Origin of the sequence: Flagellimonas olearia (genome assembly GCF_009184425.1) — a bacterium.
Taxonomy (GTDB): Bacteria; Bacteroidota; Bacteroidia; order Flavobacteriales; family Flavobacteriaceae; genus Flagellimonas; species Flagellimonas olearia.
In genome coordinates this window covers 746,852-759,110 of record NZ_WELG01000002.1, presented here as the reverse complement: position 1 = coordinate 759,110, position 12,259 = coordinate 746,852, and the positions used below count along the sequence as shown (strand labels likewise).

Annotated in this window: 13 protein-coding genes; 5 read left to right on the top strand and 8 right to left on the bottom strand. The window is 43.8% G+C overall.

The window, feature by feature from the left end; translation table 11 throughout:
* Window positions 1-2 precede the first annotated feature (2 nt).
* From F8C76_RS12810 to F8C76_RS12800, 3 genes are all read left to right on the top strand, one after another.
* Entirely contained in the window at window positions 3-749 is a 747-nt protein-coding gene (locus F8C76_RS12810) for a succinate dehydrogenase/fumarate reductase iron-sulfur subunit (protein ID WP_129653973.1), read from the top strand.
* Between the two features lie 376 nt (window positions 750-1,125).
* The gene (locus tag F8C76_RS12805; RefSeq protein WP_313847402.1) at window positions 1,126-1,632 is read left to right on the top strand and encodes a very short patch repair endonuclease; all 507 of its coding nucleotides are present in this window, start codon (window positions 1,126-1,128) and stop codon (window positions 1,630-1,632) included.
* A complete protein-coding gene (locus F8C76_RS12800; RefSeq protein WP_152132099.1) occupies window positions 1,625-2,770 on the top strand; it encodes a methionine aminotransferase in 1,146 nt (381 codons plus the stop codon). The genes F8C76_RS12805 and F8C76_RS12800 overlap by 8 nt, the downstream gene beginning before the upstream one ends.
* An 11-nt stretch (window positions 2,771-2,781) precedes the next feature.
* Here F8C76_RS12800 and F8C76_RS12795 read toward each other — a convergent pair whose 3' ends face one another.
* The gene (locus tag F8C76_RS12795) at window positions 2,782-3,495 is read right to left on the bottom strand and encodes a helix-turn-helix domain-containing protein (RefSeq protein WP_152132097.1); all 714 of its coding nucleotides are present in this window, start codon (window positions 3,493-3,495) and stop codon (window positions 2,782-2,784) included.
* Window positions 3,496-3,641: 146 nt separating this feature from the next.
* On the opposite strand from F8C76_RS12795, the gene F8C76_RS12790 reads away from it, so the two are divergent.
* The gene (locus F8C76_RS12790; RefSeq protein WP_129653970.1) at window positions 3,642-3,962 is read left to right on the top strand and encodes a hypothetical protein; all 321 of its coding nucleotides are present in this window, start codon (window positions 3,642-3,644) and stop codon (window positions 3,960-3,962) included.
* On the opposite strand, the gene F8C76_RS12785 is transcribed toward F8C76_RS12790, so the two are convergent.
* The 7 genes from F8C76_RS12785 to F8C76_RS12755 form a co-directional block, all read right to left on the bottom strand.
* Window positions 3,951-4,475: a GNAT family N-acetyltransferase gene (locus F8C76_RS12785; protein ID WP_152132095.1), complete on the bottom strand. Its 525-nt coding sequence runs from the start codon at window positions 4,473-4,475 to the stop codon at window positions 3,951-3,953. The genes F8C76_RS12790 and F8C76_RS12785 overlap by 12 nt on opposite strands.
* A gap of 312 nt (window positions 4,476-4,787) precedes the next feature.
* Window positions 4,788-5,441 carry a 3-oxoacid CoA-transferase subunit B gene (locus F8C76_RS12780; protein ID WP_152132093.1) on the bottom strand — a complete coding sequence of 218 codons (654 nt, stop codon included), beginning with the start codon at window positions 5,439-5,441 and terminating at the stop codon, window positions 4,788-4,790.
* A gap of 37 nt (window positions 5,442-5,478) precedes the next feature.
* On the bottom strand, window positions 5,479-5,835 hold the full coding sequence (locus tag F8C76_RS12775; protein WP_152132091.1) for a four helix bundle protein: 357 nt from the start codon (window positions 5,833-5,835) through the stop codon (window positions 5,479-5,481).
* Window positions 5,836-5,845: 10 nt separating this feature from the next.
* Window positions 5,846-6,553, bottom strand: a complete 708-nt coding sequence (locus F8C76_RS12770; RefSeq protein WP_152132089.1) for a CoA transferase subunit A — start codon at window positions 6,551-6,553, stop codon at window positions 5,846-5,848.
* A gap of 96 nt (window positions 6,554-6,649) precedes the next feature.
* Entirely contained in the window at window positions 6,650-8,980 is a 2,331-nt protein-coding gene (locus tag F8C76_RS12765; RefSeq protein ID WP_152132087.1) for a penicillin-binding protein 1A, read from the bottom strand.
* 2 nt (window positions 8,981-8,982) lie between these two features.
* Window positions 8,983-9,468, bottom strand: a complete 486-nt coding sequence (locus F8C76_RS12760) for a gliding motility lipoprotein GldH (RefSeq protein WP_152132085.1) — start codon at window positions 9,466-9,468, stop codon at window positions 8,983-8,985.
* Complete coding sequence (locus tag F8C76_RS12755; protein WP_152132083.1) at window positions 9,461-10,615, bottom strand: PSP1 domain-containing protein; 1,155 nt, start codon at window positions 10,613-10,615, stop codon at window positions 9,461-9,463. Before F8C76_RS12755 ends, F8C76_RS12760 begins: the two co-directional genes overlap by 8 nt.
* Before the next feature lie 255 nt (window positions 10,616-10,870).
* Between F8C76_RS12755 and F8C76_RS12750 the strand changes: the two genes are divergently transcribed.
* Window positions 10,871-12,199 (top strand): cadherin domain-containing protein, encoded by a 1,329-nt coding sequence (locus tag F8C76_RS12750; protein WP_170284026.1) that lies wholly within the window; start codon window positions 10,871-10,873, stop codon window positions 12,197-12,199.
* Window positions 12,200-12,259 lie beyond the last annotated feature (60 nt).

Sequence of the window (12,259 nt, the reverse complement as noted above, 5' to 3'; positions counted from 1 at the left end):
CTATGAAATTATATTTAAAAATATGGCGTCAAAAAGACGCGTCCTCAGCAGGAAAAATAGTGGATTATACGCTTGACGGTGTAGAAGGGGACATGTCTTTCTTGGAAATGCTGGACATCTTGAACGAGGAATTGATTTCCAAAGGTGAGGAACCCGTAGAGTTCGATCATGATTGTAGGGAAGGTATCTGCGGAACCTGTTCCTTGCAAATCAACGGGGAACCCCACGGTCCGGACCGCTTGGTGACCACTTGCCAATTGCATATGCGAAAGTTCAATGATGGGGATACCATTGTGATTGAACCATTCCGCGCAAAAGCGTTCCCCGTGATCAAGGATTTGATCGTGGATCGTAGTGCTTTTGACCGTATCCAACAAGCTGGAGGATATATTTCTGTAAATACGTCTGGAAACACCGTGGATGCCAACTGCATTCCCATCAACAAACATGATGCGGACGAGGCCATGGATGCCGCCACCTGTATTGGTTGTGGTGCCTGTGTGGCAGCTTGTAAAAATGCAAGTGCCATGTTGTTCACCTCTGCCAAGGTTTCACAATTTGCACTCCTGCCCCAAGGAAGGGTGGAGGCTGTGGAACGTGTTCAGAACATGGTCCGCCAAATGGATTTGGAAGGATTTGGAAACTGTACCAACACCGGAGCTTGTGAAGTGGAATGTCCTAAAGGGATTTCCTTGACCAACATTGCCAGAATGAACCGAGAATACTTATCGGCCACCCTAAAGGGGTAAGTCATAGAAATCGTATATAGAAAAGCCCCCACTCATAAGAGTGGGGGCTTTTTGTTGCTTTGGATATTGTCAGGTCGAGCGTAGTCGAGACCTTATTGACAAGGTTTAAATAGCACACCACTTATGTCATTTCGAAATGAGGAATGAAATGACGATTGAGAAATCTTTAATGCTTTTTGGGATTTCTCAATTCGATTTGGACCGCGCTCAACCTGACAGTTCGAAATGACGCACCCGTGTCATGCTGGACTCGTTTCAGCATCTCATTTGCATTGTGTCTCGACTGCGCTCGACATGACATATTCGTGTCAAACCATTTTGTTGTCCACTAATCGATTCTTCCATTTGCTCAGAATGATATTTCAACAGTTTATTTTTGATTGAAACCTTCGTATATTCCAACATGTCCAAAAAGTATCCCACAGAGCGTATCAAAGTGCCTCGGTTCAATGAGGAGAGTGGATTTTATACCACCCCGAAGCGCTCCAAGATCATGGGCAAAATCCGCGGCAAGAACACCAAGCCAGAGCTGGCGTTTAGGAAAGCTTTGTGGACAGCAGGATACCGATACCGCATCGATTACAAAAAGCTCATCGGAAAGCCGGATATCGCCTTAAAAAAGTACAGGACGGTCATCTTTATTGATGGAGAGTTCTGGCATGGCTATAACTGGGAGGAGCGCAAGCATAAAATCAAGACCAACCGCGAATTTTGGATCGCAAAAATTGAACGCAACATCCAACGGGACGAGGAGGTCAACGAAGCCTTGGAAAAAATGGGCTATACCGTGTTTCGGTTTTGGGAGACCGAAGTAAAAAAAGACTTGGAAAGTTGCTTGCAAAAAGTGCTTGACCGATTAAAAGAACATCACGCCAATGATTGAACCATCCTCCAAATTACCGCAGGTAGGCACCACCATTTTTACCACCATTGGCCAATTGGCCCAAGAGCATAATGCCATTAATCTATCCCAGGGATTTCCCAATTTTAACCCGGACCCTGAACTGTTGGAGCTTGTGGGCGGGGCTTTCAAAAAAGGTCATAATCAATATGCCCCCATGCAGGGCGTGCTTTCCCTTCGGGAGGCCATTTCAGAGAAAATTGAACATCTCTATGGGCATTATTACCATCCTGAATCTGAAATCACCATTACGGCCGGGGCCACGCAGGCCATTTTTACGACGATTGCCGCCTTTGTGCGCCAAAACGATGAGGTCATTGTCATAGAACCCGCTTTTGATTGTTACGAACCGGCCATAACGCTTTTTGGGGGTAAAAGTATCCCAGTGGCCCTGGAGGGAAATGATTTTAAAATGAATTGGAGTGCTTTTAAATCAGCGATAAGTCCCAAGACCAAAATGGTCATCATCAATACCCCGCACAATCCTACGGGCACCATTTGGTCTGAAAGCGACATGGTACAGCTTCAAGACATTTTAAGGGATACAAACATTATCCTGTTGAGTGATGAGGTCTACGAACATATCGTTTTTGATGGTAAACTCCATGAAAGCGTGGCCAAATATCCGGATCTGGCCGCTAGAGCCGTCATCTGCTCTTCCTTTGGAAAAACGTTTCATGCCACGGGTTGGAAAATGGGGTATTGCGTGGCCCCAAAACCGTTAATGCTGGAGTTTCAAAAAGTGCATCAGTTCAATGTATTCTCGGTCAACCATGCCCTTCAGGTTGCTTTGGCACAATATGTAAAGAATCCTCAACATTATGTAACCCTTGGTAGTTTTTATCAGGAAAAGCGGGATGCTTTCCTAAAGGGTATTGAAGGCTCTCGATTCAAAATGATTCCTTCCGGCGGCACGTATTTTCAGTTATTGGAGTATTCCGATATCACGGACGAAAAAGATACGGTCTTCGCAGAACGCTTGATCAAGGAGCACAAGCTTGCCAGTATTCCTGTCTCCGTATTCTGTACTGCAGATTATGACCAAAAATTCCTGCGGTTTTGCTTCGCCAAGACCCATGATGTTTTGGACAAAGCATGCAAAATCTTGAATTCAATTTGAGTAGCGTAAGGTTACAGTTGCTTTTTCACGATCTTAAAAACCTGAAGTACATCATCCAACCGAAGTTCAAAATCCTGATATTCCGGAGAAGTGTTCAGATTATGGCATTGGACCGTTCCCTTTTTGGGATTGTATCCTGTAAGTTGTTTACAGATAATCCTGTCCTTGCAGACCAATATGTACGATTTGTTCCATAAGCTTTCGTCCTTCTTGGCCAGATCTTCCTTTTTAAGGGCCAACCCCAAGACAAAGGATTTGTTGGGAATGGCCTGTATACTGGAATCGTTCATGGAATTACCCGAAACCTCAAATATATAGTAGGGTTCTTTGGCCACTGAATCTATGATAAAAGCAGATTGAAAAGGCACTTTCTCCTCCCCTTTATTCAACATATCCAAAGATTCAATATACTTTTTGTGCCATTCCAATAGGACCAGCGGAGCCATCACCAAATATTTTCCATGCTCCAAGGGATAAAAAACACTCCCATGTTTGGTAAAGGGCTTATCCTTGACATAGGGTTCGCCCAAATCATTGATTTCCCGCAGATGCAGTTCTGCGATGGTCATCTCAAAATACTGGGCAATCTTGGTTAGGTTTTTAATGGGAATATTGGCATCTTTCCGCTCGTACAGCTGAATGGTACGAAGGCTAACCCCAATTTCATCTCCCAATTGCGTTTGACTAATCTTTTTTTTGCGCCTTAATTGCTTGATTATCACCATAAGTTTACTATATTGTGTAATATTATTACGCAACACACTATAGCTGCAGCAATTTCGCTACTTTTCTGTAATTGGGTTACAAGCCAAATATAGAAAATAGGAATTAACCCCAATAAAATAATTATTAATCCTTTAATCTATTATCTATGGGGTCCCCAGATTATTTCAATTATGTCCCTAAAAGTGAGTACATTTTTACTGACGAAGATTACGGCAAACCCATCAGTGAACGTCTTTCCGAAATTTTGCGCAGAAATGCTTCCAAGGACGATTTGGCAAACATTGCCATCAAGTGCAAAGTGAGCTTTTCTACCATCAGGGATGTAGTTTACAGAACCAACAGCCTCACCAAGGCCAATGCCACGGCCATTGCACAACTGATCTATGTTGCTTTTGAAAACTCAATTGGGTACAAGATTCGCTCTGAAACCGATGTGATTTTCTTGGAGGAGCTTTTAAACTTCTAAGCGGAGTAACCAATCGGTCTGTTCATCGGTTCCAATATAGTAGGGGTGCTCCCCAAACTTTTGGAAACCATGGCGCTGGTAAAAGCGTATGGCCTTGGGGTTGTGTTCCCACACCCCAAGCCATAGATATTCCATTTTTTGTTCCACAGCCAGTTGGATGATGTATTGAAGCATTTGGGCTCCTATCTGTTTTCCCTGATGTACTCCAAGCACATAAATCCGTTCCAGTTCCATGGCCTTTTCATCATGGACATCGGTTTGGGCAGTACCCAAGTTCACTTTAAAGTAGCCTACCAAGGAGTTATCTTCAAATACAAAATGGAAGAGCGAGTCGGGATTTTGAAGTTCCCTTTCCAATCTTTCCCTGCTAAATGCTTTGTTAATGTACTCCCGAAAGTCAGTGGGGTCATTATCCTGTTCAAAAGCGGCCACAAAGGTGTCCTTTGAGATTTTCACCAAAGTATCCAAATCTGAAACACTACATTGCCTGAAAGATAGATTTGCCGAGGTCATTGCTTAAAATTATCGCAAAAAAAAGAGCCTAACAAAATTGTCGGCTCCAAAATTTTTCAGGGGGAATTATACGTCTAAAGCATAAAAAGCTTCTTGATGAGTAACATAAATCCTGTAAAAAAATCGTTTCGATAAATCTGGACATTTTCGTCCATGGTGGTGTGGTTTAATTTGGCTGCCATGGTGTTGCTTTTTCGGTTATCAATTTGGGTAAAAAATTCGATATAACCAAATATAAAATCGATGAATGACAATATAAAACTAATGTTGTGTAACCATTTCTTTTTGTTGTAAAAAAGCGAATGATATTTGCTAAATGCTCATCTCGGGCACCTCTTCCCCAACCATTAATTTTCCTTCCGTAGCCTTCACAATATCCTCAACGGTTACTCCAGGGGCCCGTTCAAGAAGTTTAAAGCCTTCCGGGGTGACCTCCAGAACCGCCAGATTGGTCACGATCTTCTTTACACAACCTACTCCGGTCAAAGGCAGGGTACAGCGTTTCAAGAGTTTGGATTCACCCGCCTTGTTGGTGTGCATCATGGCCACGATGATGTTTTCCGCAGAAGCCACCAAATCCATGGCCCCACCCATTCCCTTTACCATTTTACCGGGAATCTTCCAATTGGCAATATCGCCGTTGTCGGCCACTTCCATGGCGCCTAAAATGGTCAGGTCTACATGCTTTCCCCTGATCATTCCAAAACTCAACGCAGAATCAAAAAAAGAAGCTCCGGGCAAAGTGGTTATGGTTTGTTTTCCTGCGTTGATGACATCGGCATCCTCATCTCCCTCAAACGGAAATGGACCCATGCCCAATACCCCGTTCTCGCTCTGGAATTCCACACTGATATCGTCCCGCACAAAATTGGCCACCAAGGTGGGTATGCCTATGCCCAGATTCACATAGTATCCATCCTTGACTTCCTTTGCAATACGTTTTGCTATTCCGTTTTTGTCCAACATATAAATAATGCTCTAATGTTTTTAATGTAGTAATGAATTAATTTTTAAGATTTCGTTTGCTTGTACTTACAATCTTATACATTATTATTCCCAACTCGTCCGCATTATCCTTTAAACTTGGTTTAAAAGGATAGTTTTCTGCCTTTTCACAAAGGGTTAACCAATACTTCACTTCTTCAAGTTCTTTTAAGGCTATTTTTACTTTGTGAATAAAATCAGCTCTGCTTTCCGCATTTTGTGCTTCATGAATATTGGCACCAATACTTGTTCCTGATTTTAGCAATTGATTGGCAACAACAAATTTCCGTTGTTTTTCTAGGGTTTCACAAAAATCAATTATCCTAAGGGCAAAATCAACGGATTTGGTAACGATTACATTTTCCCTTTTTACCATTAATTCATTATTACATTGATTTCATTTTACGAACTGTTCTTTGCTCAATTCGTTTCTCGTATTTTTCCCCTTGGAAAATCCGTTGTACAAAAATCCCTGGGATATGGATCTCGTTGGGGTCCAGACTTCCGCCCGGAAGCAACTCCTCAACCTCCGCCACGGTAATCTTGGCCGCCCCGCACATGCAAGGATTAAAGTTTCGGGCCGTACCTTTGAATATGAGATTTCCGGCCTCATCGCCTTTCCATGCTTTTACAAACGAAAAATCCGCCTTAAAGGCAGGTTCCAGGACGTACATCTTCCCATCAAATTCACGGGTTTCCTTTCCTTCAGCGACTTCCGTGCCATATCCTGCCGGGGTATAAATGGCCGGGAAACCTGCTTGGGCCGCCCTACATTTTTCGGCTAAAGTACCCTGAGGAGTCAATTCAACTTCCAATTCCCCACTCAGCATTTGGCGTTCAAATTCATCATTCTCACCCACATAAGAGGATATCATTTTCCTGATCTGGCGCTGCTGCAAAAGAAGTCCAAGGCCAAAATCGTCCACCCCGGCATTGTTGGAGATACAGGTAATGTCCTTGATGCCTAATCGTACAAGCTCGGCAATGGCATTTTCGGGAATTCCGCAAAGGCCAAAGCCCCCCAGCATAAAGGTCATCCCATCAGCTACCCCATCAAGGGCCTTATGGACATTGGAAACCGTTTTATTGATCATGAATATTATATTTTCTGATGCTTGAAAATACGATTTTAATAAAAAAGCCCCAAGACATTCTGCTTGGGGCCAACGCTTTTTTTATGTTCTTCAAGGTTAGAAATCGATATCCTCCAGGTCGTCCTCCGTATCCAACTCATCTTGAAGGTCTTCCAAAACTTTGGTACAATCCACATTGATTGACAGATTTTCGGGTTTCTCAAAGGCTTCTTTAGAGACCCCCAATTCCTCATTTTCGTAATTCTTTTTCATATAGATTGCCCAAATAGGGAGTGCCATGGCGGCTCCTTGACCATAAAGCAATCTGGAAAAGTGGATGCTCCTGTTGTCTCCACCTACCCATACGCCGGTCACTAAATTGGGTACCATGCCCATGAACCAACCATCACTTTGGTTTTGGGTAGTTCCTGTTTTACCCGCAATGGGATTAGTAAGTTCATAAGGGTATCCCGTGATAATTTCTTTATACACGGTCTGATTCTTCCCATAAGTATGCCGTAACCTTCCTCCTGAACCGTATAGGGTAACCCCCTCCATAAGGTTTACCATGGCATAGGCCACATCTTTGCTCAGCACATCCTTGGTCTCCGGAGTGTACTCATAAAGGACCGTACCATTCTTATCCTCTATCCGGGTCACCATGACCGGTTTTACATATACGCCTTGGTTGGCAAAAGTGCCATAGGCCCCCACCATTTCATAGACATTGATGTCCTGGGTTCCCAAAGCGATGGAAGGGACTTCAGGAATATCACGGGTAATGCCCATGTTCTTGGCAATGGCCACAACCGATCCCGGTCCTACCTTATCAATCAACTGGGCGGTAATGGTGTTTACAGAGTTGGCCAAAGCACTTTTTAAGGTTAGGTTCTTCCCGGAATATTTTCCGTCTGAGTTTTTGGGGCACCATGCCTCCATATTGCCATGTTTCAATGGCTCAATACAGTATTGGTTATCGGGCAACGAGTCGCAAGGCGAATACCGCAACTGATCTATGGCCGCTGCATACACGAAAGGTTTAAAGGTAGATCCCGCTTGTCTTGCTCCCTGATACACGTTGTCATACTGAAAGTGTTTGTAGTCCACACCCCCAACCCATGCTTTTACATGGCCCGTTTGGGGCTCCATGGACATCATGGCCGTTCTCAGGAAGGTCTTGTAGTAGCGAATGGAATCCATGGGGGTCATGATGGTGTCCTTTTCATAGGAGTCACTGTTCCAATCAAACACGGTCATTTCCGCTTTTTCATGGAAAGTAGCTTCAATCTCCTTTTCGGACAGTCCTTCCCGCTTTAAATGTCGCCATCTCGGGGAGGTTTTCATGGCGCTACGCATAATGGTATCAATAGCACCTTTGCTAATGTCCAAGAACGGTGCCGTTGGATTTCTATCCGGTGTGTTTTGATGGAAGAATTCGGCCTGTAGGTTTTTCATATGGGCCTCGACCGCTTCCTCTGCATTTTTTTGCATCCGGGAATCAATAGTGGTATATACCTTGAGTCCATCTAGGTAAATATTGTATTTCTCCCCATCTGGTTTTGGGTGGCTCTCCACCCAATTACCCAACCAGCGTTGCATGTACATCCTAAAATAGGTTGCCAAGCCTTCTCTATGCGATTCTGGATTAAAGTTGATTTTCATCTTCAAAGCCTGCAAGGAATCTTTTTCCTCTTCAGTGATGTAATCATATTTGGCCATTTGACCAAGCACTGTATTTCTTCGGTTGAACACTAATTCTTCCCTCCGGATAGGATTATATAAAGATGAATTTTTCAACATCCCCACTAATACAGCGGATTCTTCGGTACGAAGTTCATGCGGTTCTTTTCCAAAATATATTCTTGAAGCGGAACGGATACCATCAGCTGCATAACCAAAATCATAAATGTTCAAGTACATTGCTATGATTTCTTCCTTGGTATAATTTCGCTCCAGACGGGTAGCGATTACCCATTCCTGAATTTTTTGCAAAATGGCATTCGTAGTACTTTCCTTGTCCCTAACCCCAATAAACAATTGTCTGGCCAACTGTTGTGAAATAGTACTCGCTCCCCCTTTTTTACCTAAATAGGCCAAAGCTCTGATAAACCCTCTTGCATCGATACCAGAATGATCATAGTATCTAGCATCTTCTGTGGCCACTAAGGCATTGACCAAGTTTTGAGGTAGTTTGTCAAATGAAACCGGCGTACGGTTATCATCCAAATACAATTTTCCCAAAGTTTCACCATCGGAAGAAATAAACTCTGTAGCCAAATTGGTTTCTGGGTTTTCCAATCGCTCGAAGGTGGGCATCTCCCCAAATACACCCCAAGAGGCCAAGAGAAAAATCAATATAGCGAAGAGAACGCCGGACCCAAAAAGAATCCAAAACCATTTAATGTAGGTAAAGAAGCCCTTTTGCTCCTTTTGTTTTGCTTTTGCCATTGTTATTGGGTGCTTTTTTCTATTTCCAAACCAACATCCGTAATGCCCTCCAACACATGGAGGCCCTCTACATCCCCATTTCTGCGCATGGCATGGAAAATGTTCACTTTATATACGCCTGAATCGGGAAAAACGATGTTTTCCTGAAACCAAAGTTTACTTTCCTTGACACTTCCCAAACCGGTGCCCAACCATTCCCCTGTGGGTTCGGCCATTTTGTATTCCAATGTATCCTTGATGGTATTGCCTCCCGGAGACTCCAGTTCGGCAATCAAAAAAAGGTTGCTGAATGGAAAGGAGTCATCATTTCTAATGTTGATGAACACATTATGCGTAGTGGTGGAATCCAACCCGGAAAATTCAAATGCCACAGGGCCACTCATCTCCCATTGTCCATTTTTTATGGCCTCATATTCCGAAAAGACCAATTGATCGTTACAGGATGTGGCCATCAGCACCAACGCCAACAGGGCTAAAAGATTACGCATTGGAGGATGCTTTTGGGTTAGGTTTTTTTCGACGCTTCTTATTCCTTCTCTTTTTAGGCCTGTCAAATCGCGTTAAACTGTCTTGTCCCACCACATTTTCAAAGGTCGCCTTTTCCTCATCGATATTATCTTGGGCGTATTCTTCCAAGCTATCCACTTTCTCGTTCTTCTTGTTCAGTTCCAGGATTTCCAACACCTGGTCCTTGCTCAAGGTATGCCACGTGGCGGGGTCATCTTTATAGGAAAACCATAAGGTTTCTTTAAAAATATCCGCTTTCTGGCAAAAGGCAATTCCCTTTTTGGTCAGCAATTTGCTGTCTTGGGGCGGAAAGTTTTTCAATGCCTCCAAATACATGTCCAACTCATAGTTCAGACAGCATTTCAGCTTACCACATTGACCCGCCAGCTTTTGGGGATTCAAGGCCAATTGCTGGTATCTGGCCGATGCCGTACTTACCGACCTGAAGTCTGTTAACCATGTAGAGCAACACAATTCCCGTCCGCAGGAACCTACGCCGCCCAAGCGCTGTGCTTCCTGCCTATACCCTATCTGACGCATCTCTATACGAATACCAAAGGCTTTGGCCATATCTTTAATAAGCTGCCTAAAATCCACTCGGTCTTCCGCCGTGTAATAGAAGGTGGCCTTTGATCCATCGCCTTGGAACTCTACATCGCTCAACTTCATCTCAAGCCGTAAGGAAATGGCAATTTCACGGGATCGTTTTTTGATTTCCTCTTCGCGATTACGGCATTTTTGCCAAATATCAATGTCTCGTTGGGTGGCCTTTCTGTAAATTTTGGGAAGGGTTTTGTCGTCTGCCGAGACCTTTTTGCGCTTCATTTGGATGCGCACCAATTCTCCGGTGAGGGTCACCATACCCACATCATGACCGGATTTGGCCTGGGTGGCCACCACATCCCCTATGGATAACGGAAGATTGTCCGCATTCCTATAAAATTCTTTTCTACTGTTCTTGAAACGTACCTCAACGCAATCAAAAGGTTTTTGACCGTTGGGCAACGACATATTGGAAAGCCAATCGAAGACCGTTAGCTTGTTACAACCATCAGTGCCGCAAGTCCCGTTGTTCTTGCAACCACGCGGCTGTCCATCCTTGCCGGTTGAACAACTGCTACACGCCATATTTTGTATGTTGATTTAAGAAAACATCGAATGCTCTCCTAAATAGGGTTCATAAAAATTACTCAAATGTAAATATAGCACAATTTGTTGCCATCCTGAAACATAAGTGTGTGTCCCCAGTGTTTTCTTGAAAGGCACGACCCCGTCAATTTATATGTGCCATCCGTCAACCGGGTTATGCCATTGGTTAGATCGCCCCAATATCATCTGAAGATTATGCACATCTTGAAGCCTAATCTTTTAACATCCCAAATTATGAAATTGAAATTACTACTTATTGTAAGTATTATCGCTTTTGCCCTGCATTCCTGCAGCAAAGACGATGGACCGAAAAAGGAAGCGAACAATCCACCTTCCATCCAGGACAGAACTATCTCCATACTTGAATCCAGTGCGCCCGGTGACAATCTTGCACAAATTACCGCAACCGACCCCGATGGCAACAACTTGGAATATTCAATAACCGGTGAGGCCGGCCCGTTCAAAATATCCACAAGTGGGATTTTGACCCTTGCTTCCGGACAGACCTTGGATTTTGACGTTACCAACAGCTACACCATTACCGTAAGTGTCAGTGACGGAACAGACAGTGCCACGGCCACCATCACCATAAACATTACCGAAGTGGTTCCCACCAACCAAGCACCCGAAATCGGGGACCAAGGGTTTGAGGCCAGTGAGGATTCAGAAGTTGGTGTTACACTATACACCTTGGAAAATGTGAGCGACCCCGATGGGGACCCGATCACCTTCGACATATCGGTAAATGACAATGGGCTGTTCGCCATCAATAACGATGGCGAAATCAGTTTGGCCGAGGGCCAGAACCTCGATTACGAAACCGCCACATCGCACCAGATCACCGTTAGCGTCAGCGATGGGACCAATGCCACAGAAGCTGTGGTGACCGTCACCGTAACCAATGTAGCTGATACGCTTATTGAAAATCCAGACTCTTTTGTTACTACCTGGATAACTGAAAAAAATGATGATATAATTAAAATTGGTACAGATCAAAATTTAACATATGACTATACCATTGATTGGGGAGATGGAACGATTGAGATAATTACTCAAAGTGAATCCCCAACACATATTTATTCGACTGAAGGCACCTACATAGTTGCCATAAATGGGACATTTCCAAAAATCACTATGTTTGGCAACGTTACCCGACATCAATTAATTGCCATAAATCAATGGGGGACAATTGAGTGGAAGGATTTTGGCTCCTCTTTTTCTGGATGCGCAAACATGGCTAATGCTGCCACCGACAAACCTAATTTATCTAAAGTCACCAATTTATCTTGGATGTTTGACGGCGCAAGTTCTTTTAACGCAAATTTAGGTGAATGGGACATCGGCTATGTCACAAATATGAATAATATGTTAAATGATTCTGGGATTTCCACCGAAAACTACAATGACACATTGATCGGTTGGGCCGCACAGGACAATTTACCTATTAACATGGTTTTGGGCGCAAATGGGCTTACCTACTGCGGCAGTGAAGCCATTACTGCCAGAAACACCCTTCTTGCAAATGGCTGGGACATCCAAGGGGATGCGGAATGCCAGAATTAGGCTAAAAGAAATAAGAACTTCTTAACCCCCCTGAAAACATCAGGGGGTCCATTTTTTGAA